At 72.9% G+C, this 17,209-nt stretch carries 16 protein-coding genes; 9 read left to right on the forward strand and 7 right to left on the reverse strand.

Annotated elements, in window-relative coordinates; all coding sequences use genetic code 11:
* Positions 1-37: 37 nt before the first annotated feature.
* The 3 genes from JOD57_RS04075 to JOD57_RS04085 all read right to left on the reverse strand — a co-directional run bounded on the left by JOD57_RS04075 (position 38) and on the right by JOD57_RS04085 (position 2,536).
* Positions 38-727, reverse strand: coding sequence for a GAF and ANTAR domain-containing protein (locus JOD57_RS04075; RefSeq protein ID WP_204690723.1), 690 nt, complete (start codon positions 725-727; stop codon positions 38-40).
* 73 nt (positions 728-800) lie between these two features.
* Positions 801-1,763 (reverse strand): ATP-binding protein, encoded by a 963-nt coding sequence (locus tag JOD57_RS26675; protein ID WP_204690724.1) that lies wholly within the window; start codon positions 1,761-1,763, stop codon positions 801-803.
* A 332-nt stretch (positions 1,764-2,095) separates the two neighbouring features.
* Positions 2,096-2,536, reverse strand: coding sequence for a patatin-like phospholipase family protein (locus JOD57_RS04085; protein ID WP_239568117.1), 441 nt, complete (start codon positions 2,534-2,536; stop codon positions 2,096-2,098).
* Between the two features lie 219 nt (positions 2,537-2,755).
* On the opposite strand from JOD57_RS04085, the gene JOD57_RS04090 reads away from it, so the two are divergent.
* From JOD57_RS04090 to JOD57_RS04130, 9 genes are all read left to right on the forward strand, one after another.
* Complete coding sequence (locus tag JOD57_RS04090; protein WP_204690725.1) at positions 2,756-2,932, forward strand: hypothetical protein; 177 nt, start codon at positions 2,756-2,758, stop codon at positions 2,930-2,932.
* Between the two features lie 269 nt (positions 2,933-3,201).
* The gene (locus JOD57_RS04095; RefSeq protein ID WP_239568126.1) at positions 3,202-5,733 is read left to right on the forward strand and encodes a DUF4118 domain-containing protein; all 2,532 of its coding nucleotides are present in this window, start codon (positions 3,202-3,204) and stop codon (positions 5,731-5,733) included.
* Positions 5,730-6,404, forward strand: coding sequence for a response regulator (locus JOD57_RS04100; protein ID WP_204690727.1), 675 nt, complete (start codon positions 5,730-5,732; stop codon positions 6,402-6,404). The genes JOD57_RS04095 and JOD57_RS04100 overlap by 4 nt, the downstream gene beginning before the upstream one ends.
* Positions 6,405-7,016: 612 nt before the next feature.
* On the forward strand, positions 7,017-8,360 hold the full coding sequence (locus JOD57_RS04105; RefSeq protein ID WP_204690728.1) for a TrkH family potassium uptake protein: 1,344 nt from the start codon (positions 7,017-7,019) through the stop codon (positions 8,358-8,360).
* Entirely contained in the window at positions 8,353-9,015 is a 663-nt protein-coding gene (locus JOD57_RS04110; RefSeq protein WP_204690729.1) for a potassium channel family protein, read from the forward strand. Before JOD57_RS04105 ends, JOD57_RS04110 begins: the two co-directional genes overlap by 8 nt.
* 27 nt (positions 9,016-9,042) lie before the next feature.
* Positions 9,043-9,234 carry a hypothetical protein gene (locus JOD57_RS04115; protein WP_204690730.1) on the forward strand — a complete coding sequence of 64 codons (192 nt, stop codon included), beginning with the start codon at positions 9,043-9,045 and terminating at the stop codon, positions 9,232-9,234.
* Positions 9,235-9,364: 130 nt separating this feature from the next.
* Complete coding sequence (locus JOD57_RS04120; RefSeq protein ID WP_204690731.1) at positions 9,365-9,772, forward strand: DUF6394 family protein; 408 nt, start codon at positions 9,365-9,367, stop codon at positions 9,770-9,772.
* Positions 9,773-10,087: 315 nt separating this feature from the next.
* Entirely contained in the window at positions 10,088-10,795 is a 708-nt protein-coding gene (locus JOD57_RS04125) for an alpha/beta fold hydrolase (RefSeq protein WP_204690732.1), read from the forward strand.
* Positions 10,796-11,093: 298 nt separating this feature from the next.
* Positions 11,094-11,255, forward strand: a complete 162-nt coding sequence (locus JOD57_RS04130) for a hypothetical protein (RefSeq protein WP_204690733.1) — start codon at positions 11,094-11,096, stop codon at positions 11,253-11,255.
* 189 nt (positions 11,256-11,444) lie between these two features.
* On the opposite strand, the gene JOD57_RS04135 is transcribed toward JOD57_RS04130, so the two are convergent.
* The 4 genes from JOD57_RS04135 to JOD57_RS04150 all read right to left on the reverse strand — a co-directional run bounded on the left by JOD57_RS04135 (position 11,445) and on the right by JOD57_RS04150 (position 17,159).
* Complete coding sequence (locus JOD57_RS04135; protein ID WP_204690734.1) at positions 11,445-12,743, reverse strand: FUSC family protein; 1,299 nt, start codon at positions 12,741-12,743, stop codon at positions 11,445-11,447.
* A 384-nt stretch (positions 12,744-13,127) separates the two neighbouring features.
* A complete protein-coding gene (locus JOD57_RS04140) occupies positions 13,128-14,657 on the reverse strand; it encodes an aldehyde dehydrogenase family protein (protein WP_204690735.1) in 1,530 nt (509 codons plus the stop codon).
* Positions 14,658-15,016: 359 nt separating this feature from the next.
* Positions 15,017-15,973, reverse strand: a complete 957-nt coding sequence (locus JOD57_RS04145) for a sugar phosphate isomerase/epimerase family protein (protein ID WP_204690736.1) — start codon at positions 15,971-15,973, stop codon at positions 15,017-15,019.
* A 97-nt stretch (positions 15,974-16,070) separates the two neighbouring features.
* Positions 16,071-17,159, reverse strand: a complete 1,089-nt coding sequence (locus JOD57_RS04150) for a Gfo/Idh/MocA family protein (protein ID WP_204690737.1) — start codon at positions 17,157-17,159, stop codon at positions 16,071-16,073.
* Between the last annotated feature and the right edge of the window lie 50 nt (positions 17,160-17,209).

A 17,209-nucleotide genomic window follows, 5' to 3' on the forward strand; every position in this document is an offset into this window, starting at 1 on the left:
GGGGTTCCATCCTGCAGCTGGTGGTCGCGTGCTGCTGTCAACCACTGTCGTCGACGCTCCCGAAGTCCACTGTCCCGTCGAGGACGTCCCGTGCCAGGTCCCCCAGGGGACGGCCCTCGGCGAAGGCCCGAGCACGCAGCAGGACCAGCGCCTCGGCCAGGCCGACCGCCGCCTGCACGGAGACCACGCCCGTCGCCTGGTGGACTTCGGCCCGCTCGTCGAGGACCGCAACCGCGCCCAGCACCGGGGAACCGGCCTGAGCGTGCAGCAGGACCAGCGTGGCCGCGTCGGCGAAGGACAACGCTTCGGCGAGCTCGTCGGCCGACAGGGAGCCGGCGCGGTCGCGATAGAGGTCCAGCACGCCGACCCGGATCGCACCCACCCGCAGGGGGAACGCGAAGACGGCGCGGATGCCCGCGTCCAGCGCGCCCCCGGCGAAGGCCGGCCAACGCAGCGGCGCGGTCCGCGCCAGGTCCGGCTGCAGCACCGGTCTGCCGGCCCGCGAGGCGTCCACGCACGGCCCCTCCCCGAGAGTGAACTGCAGCTCCTCCAACTCCAGCGCCGCCCCGTCGGTCGCCGCGATGAGCCCCGCCGGCCCTTCATCGGTCATCAACGCCATGCCCACGCCGCTCACCGGCAGGGCACGAGCGCACGCGACGGCCAGACGGGTCGGCAGGTCGCTGCCGTCGGGGGACCCGGCCCAGGCCGCGCGGAGGATCTCCTCCACTCGTCTCGACGCCACATCCACCCCCGGCCGCCCCGACGTCGCAGCAGCATGCCGCCCGGCCGGCGTCTGCGGCCTAGCCCGACGCCGGGCGGCTGCGCAGCACCACCGTCGTGCCCCGTGCCCCGACGCGAAGCGTGGCATCGGCCAGGACGCCCATCAGGTACAGGCCGCGGCCCTGGCCGGCTGCACCGGACGGGGCCAGCCAGCGGCCGTGGTCCTGGATCAGGATGCCGGTCCAGTCCTCACCGACCTCGGTGAGCACGTCGAAGTAGGGCCGGTCGGAGCGGCGAGCGTGCTCGACGGCGTTCTCCGCGGCCTCGGAAGCGGCCAGGACCAGGTCGTCCAGATCGTCGGCCGGCAGGCCGGTGGTGTCGAGCAGAGGACGCAGTGCCAGTCGCATTGCGCGCACCGAGCTCTCCGTCGACGCCCATCGCCACTGGCGCCGCCGCCACCACGGCGGTCCGTACGACGACGTGTCCAGCGGCGACCAGGGCCCAGGATCGGTTCCCGGGTAGGCGCTCGGGGCATCGCGGCCCCGCATCTCCAGCCCCCGGGAGGTGAAGAGGGATTCGGGTGCTCGGGCGCGGGTCGTCCGTCGATGCCCGTTCTCGGCCGGCACCGATCCCCCGGGCCCGGAGGCGACAGGTGCGGCGGCGATCGGGGCCTTGACCGGGGCGTCCCGGTGCGACAGCCCCGGCACCTGGCCGTTGCGCTGGACCCGGTGGCCGTTGAGGCGGATGAGGGGTCCGTCGAGGGCGTCGAAGTAGCCGCCGAGCTCCTCCGCCTGCCGCAGCTTGGGAGGGCCGGCTGCGCTGTCGACGCTGGGAGCGCCGCGGACGTCGGCGGCGGTGTAGGGCAGCTGCACACACGCGCCGAGCCGGCGTGCTGCCGCCAGCGGCACCACGACGGCGCGGCCCGGCTCCCAGGAGACGGTGAGCCAGGTCGGTTGGTGGCTCCGCGGACTCAGCACCACGTCGACGATGCGCCCGACCTGCTCACCGGCGGCGTCCACCACGTGCCCGCCCGCGCCGAGCACGGCACGGACCTGCTGCGGGTGATCACTGCAGTTCCGCGGTCGGCTGGCCGCGTGATGGGCCCATCCATCGGCGCGGACGTAGGCGCACATCGCACGTCGACGAGGGACGGCATGACCTGGAAGTGGTCCTGAGTGACCCGGCTGAGCCGGTGGATGCGGACGAGCGCATGCAGATCTCCCGAGAGCCGGGGAGGTCGCCGGGTCCGGGGCCACCTGAGCGGCAGTGCCGCTCCCAGAGGGCCTCACCCTACGCGCCGGGAGTCCTCCCGTACCAGGCGGAGCTGGTGAGCTTCGGCGTGGTCGGTCGCGTCGACGTCACCCCCTCCGGAGGGTCAGACCCCGTTGGGAGACTTGGGCGACGTTGTATTTCTCGCCCTGCGCATGAGCCGGGCCAGCCGATCGACGTCCACGTGGCGGGTCAGCAGGTCGATGAAGGCGCCGCCGGCGATGTCGGGATAGGCGTAGGGGCTGACCGTCGGCAGTGACACCCGCCCCTCGAGCCGGGCCAGAGCGACCAGCCAGGCATTCGCCGCCTTTGCGCTCAGCGTGGTGGCTGCGTTGGCTGCCCAGAAGCGCTCCAGCAGCCGGCCGGCCTCGGCCGCGCCACCGGTCAGCAGGCCGTACCAGGCCAGCAGAGCGCAGACCGCGCCACCCGAGGTGCCGGACAGGCCCACGACCCGGTGGTCGGGATCGGCCAGCAGACGCTGCAGGGCTCCGCCGGTGAACGCGGTGTGGCTGCCGCCGCCCTGACAGGCGATCGCGACCGTTCTCATAGGTGACCCCTTCCCGGGACAGAGAGGTCCACCATCTCGCGCCCGGCCGGCTTCCCGGGGCGCCAGTGGCCGCCGAGGAGGCCCGCCGACGGACCGGGGCGCGACAGGGGTGCTCGTGCCGGCGAGGTCGTGCGTCACCAGATCCGCACAGTCCGGCCGTCGCCCGCTCGAGGTGCTAACACGGCAGCGCGGTCGACGCCTCGTAGGTGGCCACAGGCCATGCTCGCCCCCAGCTTCTCGCTGCGGCACATGGTGATCATGGGCCGTCACCCGAGCGGGTCGCCGCGCCACCCGCTGGGCGGCTACCTCCATGCGGTGACCGTCTCCATCCGCCTGCTCGATGAGCGTCGCTTCGATTCAACTCGTCAGGTGTGGGGCGCGAACGACGGCCAGTAGTGGCCCGGCGAGCAGAGCGCCTGGCGACTGTGCGACGACGGCTTCGGCTGGCGCGCGGCAGTCACCTGGGTCCAGGAGCACGACTACGGCCGCGGACGGCACTTCACCAGCGTCCCGCCCGACCGCTTCCGCATGTGCATTCTCCGGTGACCCGAGAGGGTCAAAGCGCACGGCGGCAGCACAGCGGCCCAGCGGGACGGAGCGACCGGGCGCTGACGCGGGTATCCCGCACCGCTGCGCTGGGCCGGTCCGGGGCGATCATGGACGCCATGCCCCGTGGGACCCTGCGCATCTACCTCGGCGCCGCACCCGGTGTCGGGAAGACCTACGCCGTGCTCGGCGAGGCGCGCCGCCGGAGCTCCCGGGGAACGGATGTCGTGGTCGGGCTGGTGGAGACGCACGACCGCCCGCACACCGTCGAGCAACTGGACGGACTGGAGATCCTCCCCCGAGCCGAGATCACCCACCGCGGCGTAACCCGCACCGAGCTCGACGTCGAGGCCGTCCTCACCCGCCGCCCGGAGGTCGTCGTCATCGACGAGCTCGCCCACACGAACGCACCGGGTGCGTGCCACGCCAAGCGCTGGGAGGACATCGACCAGGTGCTGGGCGCCGGCATCAGCGTGCTCACCACGGTCGACGTGCAGCACCTGGAGAGCCTCAACGACGTGGTCGAACAGATCACCGGCGTGCGCCCGCGGGAGACGGTGCCCGACGCGGTCGTGCGCCGGGCCGACCAGATCGAACTCATCGACATGTCCCCGGAGGCGCTGCGCCGCCGGCTGGCGCACGGCAACGTCTACCCGGCCGAGGAGATCGACGCCGCCCTGGCGGACTACTTCCGGATCGGCAACCTCGCCGCGCTGCGCGAACTCGCTCTGCTGTGGCTGGCGGATCGGGTCGATGAGGGTCTACGGCGGTACCGGACCGAGCACGCGATCGACCACGTGTGGGAGGCGCGGGAACGGGTGGTGGTCGCCCTGACTGGCGGCCCGGAGGGCGACACCCTGATCCGGCGCGGCGCGAGGATCGCCGCCCGCTCGGCCCGCGGCAAGAAGATCGACCTCCTGGCGGTGCACGTGCTGGCCGGAGATGGACCAGACGGCGCGTCGACCACCGCCCTGCAGCGGCAGCTGGTGGAGCACCTGGGAGGGACCTTCCACCAGGTGGTGGGGGATGACGTGCCGCAGGCGTTGCTGGAGTTTGCCCGGGCCGAGGAGGCCACCCAGCTGGTCATCGGGACCAGCCGCCGCTCCCGATGGGCGCGGGCGCTGCGGGCGGGGATCGGTGCGGAGGTGGTGGCGCGCTCCGGTGAGATCGACGTCCACCTCGTCACCCACCCGGCCGCCGGCGGGCACGGAGTCCGGCTGCCGCCGCTCACTGGAGCGCTCGATCCGCGCCGCCGCTGGCTCGGCCTGGCCCTGACGGTGCTCGGTGTCCCGGCGCTCACCGCGGCGTGCCTGGCCGCCTCCGTCGCTTTGTCGCTGGCCGGGGTGATGCTCGTCTTCCTACTGCTGGTGCTCGCCGTCGCGCTGGTCGGCGGTTTGTGGCCGGCGCTGGCCGCCGCAGTGGTGTCCAGCCTGTCGGTGAACTGGTTCTTCACCCCACCCACCGGGCGGCTGCACGTCGACCGCGTCGACAACCTGCTGGCCCTGGGCGCCTACCTGCTGACCGCGGTGGCGGTGGCCACCGTCGTGGACCGGTCAGCCCGCCGGGCCGCCGACGCGGCCCGGTCCCGCGCCGAGACGGCGATGCTGGCCTCGCTGTCCCGGTCGGTCCTTGCCGGTGACCGGGCGCTGCCCACGCTGCTGGAGCAGATCCGGGAGGCGTTCGGCCTGACATCGGTGTCGATGGTCGAGCGCACGGACGGCGGTGAGCGAACGGTCGGCTCCTGCGGCGATCCCGCCCCGCGGACCACCGACGAGGTCGCCGTCACCGATTCCCTGCTGCTGCGGCTGTGCGGACGCCTCCTGTCAGCGAGTGACCGCCGGGTGCTCGTCGCCTTCGCCGAGCAGGCCGCGGTGGCGCTGCAGCAGGGCCGGTTGACCGCGCAGGCCGCCGAGGCGGCCCGGCTCGCCGCCGCCAACAGCATGCGGACCGCGTTGCTCGCCGCGGTCAGCCACGACCTGCGCACTCCGCTGGCCGGGATCAAGGCGGCGTCCTCGGCGCTGAGGTCGACGGGTCTGCGGCTGTCTGAGGCTGATCGGGCGGAACTGGTCGAGACGGTGGACGCCTCGGCCGACCGGCTCGCCGCGCTGGTGGACAACCTGCTGGACATGAGCCGGTTGCAGGCCGGCGCGGTCACGCCCGCGCTGAGCCCCTCCGACCTGCCCGACGTCGTCGCCCGGGCGCTGTCCTGGCTGGACGGCGAGGAGCAGGACCGCGTCCGCCTGGACTGGCCCGACGAGCTGCCCCCCGTCCTCGCCGACCCGGGCCTGCTTGAGCGCGTCGTGGCGAACCTGGTCGGCAACGCGGCGCGGCACGCGCGCACGGGGCCGATCTCCCTGTCGGCCGGAGCCGTGAGCGGACGGGTGGAGCTGCGGGTCGCCGACCGGGGACCGGGCATCCCGCCGGCCGACCGGGAACGGGTGTTCGTCGCCTTCCAGCGCCTCGGCGACTCGCCGTCCGGCCAGGGGGTCGGGCTCGGTCTGGCCGTCGCCCGGGGCCTGACCGAGGCGATGGGAGGCGTGCTCACCGTCGAGGACACCCCCGGCGGCGGAGTCACGATGGTGGTGTCCCTGGCGGTGGCCGACGCCGCCGCGAACAGGATGGCGACGCCGGTCCCGGCGACAGCCCGATGACCCGGGTGCTGGTGATCGACGACGATCCGCACCTGTTGCGTGCGCTGCGGATCACGCTGCGCGCGGCCGGGCACGACGTGGACACCGCCCCCGACGGTCGCACGGCGCTGCAGCGGGCGGCCGCGGTGCCGCCGGACGTCATCGTGCTCGACCTCGGCCTGCCCGACCTCGACGGCACCGAGGTGCTCGCCGCGCTGCGCCCCTCCTACGCCGGCCCGGTGCTGGTGCTCTCCGCCCGCGCGGACAGCCAGGACAAGGTCCGCGCGCTCGACGCCGGCGCCGACGACTACGTGACCAAGCCCTTCGACATGAGCGAGTTCCTCGCCCGGCTGCGCGCCGCGCTCCGCCGTGGTCCTGGCGAGCCCACGGACCCGGTCGTCACCACCGACCACTTCACCGTCGACCTGGCCAACCGCCGGGTCACCGTGGGCGGCGCCCCGGTGCGGCTGACCCCGACCGAGTGGGCGCTGCTGGAGCCGCTGATCCGCCACCCGGGCAGGTTGATCGGACAGCGGCAGCTGCTGCAGACGGTGTGGGGTCCTGCCTACGAGAAGGAGACCCACTATCTGCGCGTCTACCTCGCCCAGCTCCGCCGCAAGTTGGAGCCGGACCCTGCCCACCCCCGCTACCTGCGCACCGAGTCCGGGATGGGGTACCGCTTCACCCCGTGACGCGGCCACGGCCGCACCGACGCGCCGCAGGGCTCGGTCGCCGTCACCGCAGGAGGCGTGCGGTGCGCCGCGTGCCCCTCGGACCGGCGCGCCGCATCAGACCGACCGGGGCCGGCAGCGTGACGGGCCGGCGCTAAGAATTCGTCAAGGTCCGGCTCGCTCTCAGCCGCCCGTGTCCTCGGGCGCGCATCGTGGGCCGGGGCCGGCCCCGCGTCGGCCCGCGGTCGCCCGGCGGCCGTACGGATGCCCACGTTCGCGCTCCTGTCGGCCCGGCATCGTGGGCCATCGAGGAGCGGCGGAGGGATGGTTGACGGTGGACTCGCCCGGCGCTGCGCCGAGCACTGATGAGCGTCCCGGTGGTGGCTGGGGCCGGGACACGACGTCGGCCGACCTCGCCATTCCCCCGCGAAGACCGGCTGATCGCGTGCGCGCAGACCGATCTACGGCCGATGTGCCGACCGGTGCAGCAGCCTCGGGACCCACCGCGGCAGGACCGGGCCGGACCGCCAGCCCCTCGGCGACGGCGTTCCTGTGCCACGGTCGCGCCGAGCACGTCAGCAGTGGCCTCCCTCGGGTCGGGCTGCGGTGACCCAGGCGTTGCACGGTCGGGCCGTGCGACCGCACTCCTCCAAGGGCTTCCACCACCCTGGCCGGGTCATCGCCGGCGCGTTTGCGGCTGCCGTCCTCGTCGGCACCGGGCTGCTGTCCCTGCCGGTCGCCACCGCAGGGCCCGGGCGCGCCGACCTCCTCACCGCGCTGTTTCACGCAACCTCGGCGGTGTGCGTGACCGGCCTGGTCACGGTCGACACCGGTACCTACTGGTCGGGGTTCGGACAGGCGGTCATCCTGCTGGGCATCCAGGTCGGCGGGCTGGGCATCATGACGCTGGCGACCCTGTTCGCCTTGCTGGTGTCCCGCCGCCTGGGGTTGCGGGCGCGGCTCATCGCCCAGGCGGAGACGAAGGCGCTGTCGGCCGCCGACGTGCGCCGGGTCATCGGCCGGGTCGTGGTCTTCAGCCTCGCGACCGAGGCCGTGGTCGCGGTCGTGCTCGCGGTGCGGTTCGCCACCGGCTATGGCCGGTCGCCGTTGTCGGCGGCCTATTACGGGGTGTTCCACGCCGTCTCGGCCTACAACAACGCCGGGTTCGGGCTCGACGCCGACAACCTCATGCCCTACGTCGCCGACCCGTGGATCAGCCTCACCGTCTGCGCCGCGGTCATCCTCGGCGGGCTGGGCTTCCCGGTGATCTTCGAGCTGGCCCGCGAGTGGCGCACGCCCAAGAGCTGGTCGGTGCTCACCCAGATCACCGTCATCGTCACCGGCGCCCTGCTCGTCGTCGGCACGGCCGGCTTCCTGGTCGCCGAGAGCGGCAACCCCGACACCCTGGGCCCGCTCAGCACGGGCGCGAAGCTCCTAGCCGCGTTCACCGCCGCGGTGATGCCCCGCACCGCCGGGTTCAACAACCTCGACATCGCCGCCTACCAGCCCGAGACGCTGCTGCTCACCGACGGGCTGATGTTCATCGGCGGCGGCAGCGCCGGCACCGCCGGTGGCATCAAGGTCACCACCTTCGGCCTGCTGGCCTACGTGCTGTGGGCCGAGATGCGCGGCGACCCCGACGTCGAGGTCGGCCGCCGAAAGGTGCCGGCGGCCAACCAGCGTCAGGCGCTGGCCATCGCGCTGCTGGGCATCGGCGTGGTCGCCGTCGCCACCTTCCTGATGGAGGCGCTCACCGACTTCACCTTCGACCAGGTGCTGTTCGAGGTGGTGTCCGCGTTCGCCACCGTCGGCCTGTCCACCGGCATCACCGCCGACCTGCCGCCGGCCGGGCAGGTGCTGCTCGTGCTGCTCATGTACGTCGGCCGGATCGGGCCGCTGACCCTCGCGTCCGGGCTGGCGCTGCGCGAGCGGGCCCGCCGCCACCGGCTCCCCGAGGAGAGGACCATCGTTGGCTAGCCACAAGGACCCCGTCGCCGTCATCGGGCTGGGCCGGTTCGGCACTGCCCTGGCCCTGGAACTGGCCCGCGGCGGCACCGAGGTCCTGGCCGTGGACCACCGGCCCGACATCGTCCAGCGGCTGTCCGGGCGACTCGGCCAGGTCGTCATCGCCGACTCCACCGACCCCGACGCGCTCACCGAGATCGGCATCGCCGACTTCCCGCGCGTCGTGGTGGCCATCGGTAACGACCTGGAGGCCAGCATCCTCACCACCGCGCTGCTGGCCGAGCTGGAGATCCGCGACATCTGGGCGAAGGCGGTCAGCCGCCAGCAGGCGACCATCCTCGAGCGCATCGGCGCCCACCACGTCGTCTTTCCCGAGCAGGACATGGGCGAGCGGATCGCCCACCTGGTGGCCGGCCGGCTGCTGGACTGGGTGGAACTCGATCCCCAGTGGGTGTTCGCCAAGACCAAGCCACCACGGGAGCTGGTCGGGGTGCCCCTGGGTGAGTCCGGGCTGCGCAAGAAGCACCACGTCACCGTGGTCTCCGTGAAGCCGGAGACCCAGACGTCGTTCACCCACGCCGACTACGACACCGTGCTGACCTACGGCAGCGTCATCGTCATCGCCGGACGCCCGGCCGACGTCGAGCGCTTCGTTGACGTGCAATGAGCACCGGCCGCAGGCGTGATCGTCGACATGGCTGAGGCCCTGGGCGCCACCCTCGCGATCGTGCTGATCGTCGGCGGCATGGCGCTGGTCGTCTACGCCGGCTACCTCTACTACGTCGCCCTGCCCGGGGAACACGCCCCCCGGCACGTGATCACCCGGACAGCCCTTGCTGTTGTCGGAGCGGGGCTCGTCCTGCTGGGAACCGGGCTCCTCCGGTGAGCGACCTGCGGTCACCTGCAGAAGGCAGCAGCCGTGCCCCAGGTCGGGCCCAGGCGGCCCTCGACCGGACGACGAGGCCGCGGCCCTCGACGGCAGGTGGACACCTCTCTCCGGCACCCATGGGGATCGCATGAACCTCGCCCAGGTGATCTTCGGGTTCTTCGTGGTGCTCGCCGCCACGTTGAACTTCGGGTTCTTCGTCGGTGACATCTCCGACCCCGCCGTACACAACGAGTACGAGCTCTTCACGGCCGTGGTGATCAACCTGATCGCCACAGCGCTCAAGTTCGGTGACCGGACCCATCTGGGTGCGGTGCACCTGGCAACCAGCCTCGTGGCGGACCTCCAGTTGATCGCGGCCACCTTCATGTGGGTGTACGCCGCACAGATCTCATCCGAGGGACTCACCGCCGGAGCCACCGCCAGCGTCGTGTCACTCTCCGGGGGCGCGCTGCTCGCCAACCTCATCTCCGTGGGGCTGCTGGTGACCGAGACCGTATCGTTCCGCGCTTCTCCTCCAGGGGACAGCCGAAGGTAGAGCGGGCATTCGTACGGCGCGCCGCGCCAGACCTCGTGGGCTTCATGCTCGCCACCGACTGTCGCCTCGGCGAAGGAACGGCCGCGACGGGGAGCGATCTCGACCTCGACGCCGGCCACCAGCGGGTCAGGATCTCCTCGGTGTCGAACACGGGGGGCCCGGACTCGGCGGTGAACAGGCGGGCCCTCTACCGGCGGTGAACTGCAGCCGCTGCGCGGCGGCGGTCTCCCCGCTGGCCGCAAGCGGCGTCCGCAGGCCGGGTGCGCGGTGCAGGGGCAGCCCCACCCCGGGTCCGGCTGGTGGCACGATCCGAGGATGGCCGACATCGTCCTCGTGCATGGCGCGTGGGGCGGCTCCTGGTGCTGGCGCCTGCTGCTCCCGCTGCTGTGGGGCGCCGGGCACCGGGTGGTCACCGTCACGCTCACCGGACTGGGCGAGCGGGCGCACCAACTGTCCCCGCACGTCACCCTGGCCACCCACGTCCAGGACGTCGTCACCGCCGTCCGCGCCGAGGAGTGCCGGCACGCGGTGCTCGTGGGGCACAGCTATGGCGGGCTGGTGGTCACCGGGGCCGCCGACCGACTCGCCGACGAGGTGGGACCGCTGGTCTACCTCGACGCCGTCGTCCCCACGCCCGGGGAGTGCTGGTCGACGGGCAACCCCCCGGAGGTCCGGGAGCAGCGACGGGCGGCGATCGAACGCTCCGGTGTGATCCCCCCGCCGGACCCGAGCATCTTCGGGCTGGCCGGAGCCGACGCCGCGTGGGTGGAGCGGCGGCTCACCCCGCACCCCGGCGGGACCTACGACGACCCGCTGGACTTCGACGGTGGGCGCTGGGCGGGACGTCCCCGGTTCTACCTCAGCTGCACGAACCCGGTGCTGCCGACGATCGCACCCTTCCACGAGCGGGTGCGCACGCAGCCCGGCTGGCACGTGAGCGAGTACGACGCGGGCCACAACCTGCAGATCACCCACCCCCAGGAGCTCGCCGCCGCTCTCGAGGAGGTCGTCGCCGGCCGGTAGTCGTTCGGCGCCGGGCGCCGGTGCTCGACCGAGCCGACAGTGGAGGTGGCGCTGCGCTGAAGGCCGATGACCGGCAGTTGATGTGCCAGAGCCGGCCATCACCGCCGCCACCCGCTTCGCTACCGGCCGGCAGAGGTGGCGAAATCCCGACCTGCTGCGTGCCCACTTCCCCGGGGTAGTGGGTGGTCCTCATATTCAATTGGCTGGTCGCTGTTTGCCAACCGGGAGCTTTACTGGCCGACACCGCCGGGTGATCGAATCAGCACTGACCGAGTTGATCGACCACCCGCCGCCAACGATGCACGAGGTCGTTGACCTCGATCTCCACTACACCCAGATCGGCGAGGGGAACCTGGTCGAGCTGGTGGAGCGGGCGCTGCCACTGGTCGGCGCGATCCAGGTGGCCGGCGCCCCCCGTCGCTGCGAGTTCGGCTCCGGCGAGATCCACAGCCGGCCATAGCGGTGACGCTGGACCGGCTCGGCTACGACAGGGGCGTCGCCCTGAAGGGCTGAGCGTCGGGCGACCCGGCCGTGGCCTGGAGCGCTTCTGCTCCGCCTCGCCTCCTCGCTGAAGCTGCCGCCCTGCGGTCGGTCCGGTAGTGCCGGTCCAGCCGTGACCACGCCCCGCTGACCGGGCTCCGGTGGGAGGTCATCGGCGCGGGTCGCGGCCCAGCATGGGCGGCGGGACGGCTCCCCCGCCGGTCGGCGACCGGCGGAGGAGCCGCAACCGGTCGGACGCCTGCAAGGCGACGCGTCGAGCGCGGAAGGAGTCCGCGGGGGGCTCTGGCGTTCGGGCCCGGTCGGCCGGGTCGAGCTCGGCGAGCATCCGGTCGACCGTCGTCAGTAGAGCGGAGTTGAGTCCCCACAGACCGGCGCGGCTGCGCGGGTCGTGAAGGAGGTCCTGCATCAGGGACCGCCCGCTGCGCAGGGCGTCGAGCGCCCCGGCGAGTCGTTGCCGCTCCCATCCCGCACCGGCGCCCACCTCGGTGAGAAGCAGGCTCCCGAACTCGCGCACTGCGCTGCTCATGCGCGCCAGCAGGCTGACGGTGATCCGCTGAATGGCCTCGGCGTAGGCGGGGTCCTCCGCCACTCCCGTCCGTTCCCGGGTGGCGTCGTCGAGGGCGCGGAAGAGGGTCCGCAGCGACACCGAGGTGTGCTCGAGTGCGTCCAGTCCCCGCCGCATCCCCGGGCCGATCGGCGCGGTCTGCAGCGCCCGCACGTTGAGGCGGCGGCTCTCCTGGGCATGGGCCAGCGCCCGGTCCACCCGTGGCGCGTGCCGGTTGAGGCGCCGGGCATCCTCCAGCCAGCGCGTCGAGTCCTCGGCGGTCACCGGTCCGGCCGACAGGGTGGCCGCAGCATCGTCGAGGAGGCCGGCGATCTCGCTGGCGAACTTGTACACGGCTTGCCCCGCATACCGGGTCTGTACCGCGGGTGGGAAGAGCAGATTGACGAGCATGCCGACCGCGGCGCCGATCAGCGTCTCGACGACCCGCCCACCCCCGACCGACTCCACCCCCGCCGTGCCGACCCCGAGGACCAGCATCGCGCTGATGGGCACCTCCACCAGGTGCGGCCCCAGTCTCAGCAGCTGCCCCACGACGATGGACGCCGCGACGAGCGCCCCAAGGCTCCACCACGTCAACCCGACCACGCCGACGACGGCGACCGCCAGGGCGACACCGGCCACGACGCTCGCCACGCGCTGCAGCCCGTTGAGCAGGGTGCTGGTGAGAGTGGCCTGCACCACGAGGAGCGCCGTGAGCGCGGCGATGATCGGAGGCGGGTCGTGCAGTCCGACGCGCTGGGCGATGAGGAAGGCGGCCACCGTGGCGCCGGTCATCCGACCGGCGCGGAAGGCCGCGGACCGGCCCCGCGTACGCACGCGGAGCACGAACTCCGCCGCCGGGCGCGGGAGGCGCAGCGCGGCTCCCCGGCTGCGACGGGTCACCTCGTCATCCTCCACCCCGGACCGGGCCAAGGACCTTCGGCACCGTCGCCGCCTGCGCGAGGAGCCCGGCCGTGGCCGGGCGGAGCCCTCGGACAATCCTGGCACCAAGACCACTCGGGACGACCGAGAGTGGTCCCGGCGTCCCCGAGTCTGAGCGAGTGCGCGGTCCCCACGCAGGCGGTCCCGAGCAGCCGACGCCGGCGGAGTCGCGTCGCGCCGGCGCCGGCCGGTCCCCTGCCGGCCTGAGCCGCCCCATGTGAGCCACTCCTGGGGGCCTCCGTCGGGAGCAGATGCCAACCACGCCATGAAGCCTGGCGCGGCTGATCAGTCGGCGTGCAGATCTCAGAGCCGCTGGCCTGGGTGGCGGTGCTGTGGGACGCCTGCTCAGGATCCTGTCCGGGGAGCCGGGGTGGCTCCGTGGCCCAGGCGCACGTTGACCTGCTTGGTCTGGGTGAAGCCAGCGATCATGCCCTCGAGGGACACCTCCCGGCCGATGCCGCTCTGCTTGTAGCCGCCGTAGGACTGGCCCACGACCTGCCCACCGCCCTGGTTGACCTGCACCCACCCGGCTTCCAATCGGTGCGCGGTGGTGATCGCCAGGTCGATGTCCTGGCACCAGACGTAGGCTCCCAGCCCGTAGGCAGTGTCGTTGGCCATGCGGACGACGTCGTCGACGTCGGTCCAGGCGATGGCGACGACCACGGGACCGAAGATCTCCTCGCGGGCCAGGCGGAAGCTGTTGTCACCGCCGGAGAACAGCGTCGGCACGTGGAAGAACCCCTCGGCCAGCGGCCCGCTGGTCGGCGGCAACCCGCCCACCTCGACGTGCAGCGCGGGATCGGCCAGCCCGTCCTCCAGGTAGTCGGTGATGGAGTCGAACTGGGTCTCGTTGATCACCGCGCCGATGTCGCTGCTCTCGTCCAGCGGGTTCCCGACCTGCATCGACCCCAGCCGCTCCGACAACCGGGCGAGCACCTCGTCGTGCACGTCGCGGTGCAGGTACAGCCGCGAGCCGGCGGTGCAGCTCTGGCCCTGCCGGCTGATCCGCGAGGACAGCACCAGACCCTCGATGAGCTCGTCGGTCACCGCACCGGGGAACACGATCGAGGGGTTCTTGCCGCCCAGCTCCAGCGAGAGGTGGGCCAGCCGCTCCCCCGCCCGGGCGGCGATGCCGCGGCCTACCTCGGTGGAGCCGGTGAAGGAGATCTTGTCGACACCGAGATGCTCGACCAGAGCGTTGCCCGCATTGCGTCCGGTGCCGGTGACCACGTTCAGGACACCGGGGGGCAGGACCTCTTCGCAGATCTCGGCCATCAGCAGGATGGACAGCGGGGCGTCCTCGGCGGCCTTAAGCACGATGGTGTTCCCCGCGGCCAGCGCCGCCGGGACCTTGAAGCCGGCAATCATCAGCGGCGAGTTCCACGGCAGGATCGCGCCGACCACCCCGAGCGGCTCCTGGCGGGTGTATTGCAGCTGCGACGCCCCGGCCGGCAGCGTCGTCCCCTTCACCTCCCCGGCGACACCACCGAAGTAGCGGAACAGATCCACCAGCAACCCCGCCTCGGGGCGCGCCTGGGTGCGCAGCGCGTTCCCGGTGTCGGCGGCGGTGACCCGGGCCAGCTCCTCGGCACGGCCCTCGAGGGCGTCGGCGATCCGCAGCAACACCCGCTGGCGCTCCTTGAAGTGCTGGTCGCGCCAGGCGGAGAAGGCCTCCCGGGCGGCGGCGACGGCGCGGTCGACGTCCGTGGCGTTGCCGCGCGGCACGCGGGCGAGGACATGGCCGCGGCGGCCCGGGCTGGTGATCTCCCGCCACTCGCCGTCGACGGCCTCGACCCAGTTCCCACCGATGAGCATCAGCCGGGTAGGAGGGGACGCGGCGCCGGCGGGTGTGCTCAGGACGCTCTGCTCGGTCATGGTCTTCTCCTCGCGTAGGTGGTGAGGGATCAGCTGGCCGAACCGGACGTCCGGCTGGGTTCACGGGGTGTCACATCCTCAGCGCGTACCCCACCGTCGGCGACCCGGACCCGCCCGCCTCGCCCACCCCGATCGATCCGGCTGGCTCGTGTTGTCCGACCCGTCGGGGTCACCCTGGGTCAGGAGGCGGGTCGGTCCCTGCCCCGCGACCCGCGGCTGCGCGCCTTCAGGACGACGGTGGTTCCGGTCGCCCGGACGCTGAGGGCCTCGTCCAGCACGTCGGCGCCGGAGGGGCTCTCGTCGTAGCGAGAGGTGATGACCTTGCGAGCCTCCCATCTGCACCGTGCGGCAGCGGTCGGTCAGGGTGCGGTGTCATCGGGTAGCGGTGTCTGCGGGAGGTTCGGCCGGGACGGGCCGGCGCCAGGGCCGGTCGCGCCGGCCCCGGGGAGCGCCGTGCCGCCGAAGTGCTTGTCGACCAGCTCGCGGATGGCCGACAGCATCCGGGTGCCGGACTCGCGGGCCTCGTCGTCCCAGCCGAAGACGCAGGTCGTGAGGACGCCGTCGAAGCCGATCCCCGCCAGCGCGGCGAAGGCCTCGTCGGCGTCCACGTCACCGCGGCCGAGCTCCATGTGCTGGTGGACGCGGACGGTGTTGCCCGGGGGGTTGGTGATGTAGCGCAGCCCGTCCGAGGCACGGTGGTCCATCGAGTCGGCGACGTGCACGTGGGTGAGCAGGTCGCCGGCGGAGGCGATGATCCCGGCCGCGTCGTCACCCTGGTGGAACGTGTGCGGCAGGCAGTACAGGAAGCTGACGCACGGCGAGTCGATGCCGCGCACCATGTCGACCGCCGGGTGGCCGAGCTCGATGAAGTCGTCGGGGTGCGGCTCGAGTGCGAGCTTGACGCCCTCGCGCTCGAAGGTCGGCAGCAGCTCCTCCATCGACCGCCAGAACATCGCCTCGGCGAGCTCCGGCGCCTCGGGCCGGCCGTTGAACTCCGAGTTGAGAGTGTCCACGCCGAGCTCGACGCAGATCTCGATCGCCCGCTTCCAGTAGCGGACGGCGGCCTGCCGCTCCACCTCGCCCGGGCCCGACCAGCGCATCACCGGCAGCAGCGAGGTGACCCCGACGCCGGCGTCGGCCAGCCTGGAGCGGAGGGCCCGCACCGTGGCGGTGTCCACCCGCGGGTGCTTGAAGAACGGGACGAAGTCCTCGCGGGGCGAGAGCTCGATCCACTCGTAGCCCATGCCGGCCACCACGTCGGGCAGCTCGAGCAGCGGGACGTCGCGCAGCATCTGCGGGTCCAGCGCGATCCTCACCGCGACCTCTCCTTCAGAGACAGGCTGAGCCCACGCACCGGCGGGACCGACTCGGACGCGCGCGTGGGAAGCACACCGTGCAGCAACAAGGGCGCCTTCATCGCACAACCTCCTCCCGGTCGGCCAGCCGGACCGGGGTGCGCCGGCCAGTGCGCAGCGCGTCGACGCCGGCCGCGCACACCGCCTGGGCGGCGTAGCCGTCCCACGCGCCCGGGCCGTCGATCTCGCCGCGGCGGGCGGCGTCGACCCACCGCTGCAGCTCGATGTCGTAGGCGCGGCCGAAGCGCTGCCGGAAGTCCGGCGCGATGCTCGTCGAGCGGGTCGCGCCCGACGCCCCGCCGGCCTGCCGGACCAGGCTCTGGTCGAGGCCGATCATCGCGCTGCCGTCCTCGCCGACCACCTCGGTGCGCACCTCGTAGCCGACGCCGGTGCTGACGAAGCACTCGACGTCGACCATCCGGCCACCGGTGGTCTCGAACAGCACCAGCAGCGGGTCGGACTGGCCGGCGACGGCGTGCCGGGTCGCCCGCGGCCGGAGCACCGTGACCGCGGCGATCTCCTCGTCCAGCAGGAACCGGGCGACGTCGACCTCGTGCACCACCGAGTCGCTGACCATCATCTCGCTGGTGAAGTGCGGCGGGACGGCGGCGTTGCGGTGCGCGCAGTGCACCAGCAGCGGCTCGCCGAGCCCCCCGGCGTCGAGCAGCGCCTTGAGCTCGGCGTACTCGGGGTCGAACCGGCGCATGAAGCCCACCGTGACCAGCCGGCGGCCGGTGCGCGCCGCGTACTCGTCCTCGGCCCGCACCAGGGCCAGTGAGCTCCCGGCGTCCATGGTCAGCGGCTTCTCGCACAGCACCGGCTTGCCCCGCTCGATGCACGCCAGCACCTGCTCCTGGTGGTACTGGCCCGGCGTGGCGATGAGGACGGCGTCGACGTCGTCGTCGGCGATCGCGGCCAGCGGGTCACCGACCACCCGGCAACCGGGCACCGCGGCCGCCACCTGCTCGGCCTTCTCGGTGAACGCATCGCTGACCGACACCACGGAGACACCCGAGATGCGGCTATACAGGCGGGCCACGTGGTCGGCACCCATCATCCCGACACCGAGCACGGCCACGCGCAGCTCAGCGGCGGGGACCTCGGCCATGGCCGGCAGGACGCCCGCGGAGGTCTCGGCGGTGGTCACGCTCGACCCTCCGTTTGCTGCGGTGCGGGCGCGACCTGGCTGTCCGCGCT

Source organism: Geodermatophilus bullaregiensis, from assembly GCF_016907675.1.
GTDB classification, from domain to species: Bacteria; Actinomycetota; Actinomycetes; order Mycobacteriales; family Geodermatophilaceae; genus Geodermatophilus; species Geodermatophilus bullaregiensis.

Coding starts and splice junctions, on each gene's coding strand:
- JOD57_RS04085 (WP_239568117.1), bottom strand. CDS start 2,536: ATGAGAACGGTCGCGATCGCCTGTCAGGGCGGCGGCAGCCACACCGCG.
- JOD57_RS04090 (WP_204690725.1), top strand. CDS start 2,756: ATGCTCGCCCCCAGCTTCTCGCTGCGGCACATGGTGATCATGGGCCGT.
- JOD57_RS04095 (WP_239568126.1), top strand. CDS start 3,202: ATGCCCCGTGGGACCCTGCGCATCTACCTCGGCGCCGCACCCGGTGTC.
- JOD57_RS04100 (WP_204690727.1), top strand. CDS start 5,730: ATGACCCGGGTGCTGGTGATCGACGACGATCCGCACCTGTTGCGTGCG.
- JOD57_RS04115 (WP_204690730.1), top strand. CDS start 9,043: ATGGCTGAGGCCCTGGGCGCCACCCTCGCGATCGTGCTGATCGTCGGC.
- JOD57_RS04120 (WP_204690731.1), top strand. CDS start 9,365: ATGAACCTCGCCCAGGTGATCTTCGGGTTCTTCGTGGTGCTCGCCGCC.
- JOD57_RS04125 (WP_204690732.1), top strand. CDS start 10,088: ATGGCCGACATCGTCCTCGTGCATGGCGCGTGGGGCGGCTCCTGGTGC.
- JOD57_RS04130 (WP_204690733.1), top strand. CDS start 11,094: ATGCACGAGGTCGTTGACCTCGATCTCCACTACACCCAGATCGGCGAG.
- JOD57_RS04140 (WP_204690735.1), bottom strand. CDS start 14,657: ATGACCGAGCAGAGCGTCCTGAGCACACCCGCCGGCGCCGCGTCCCCT.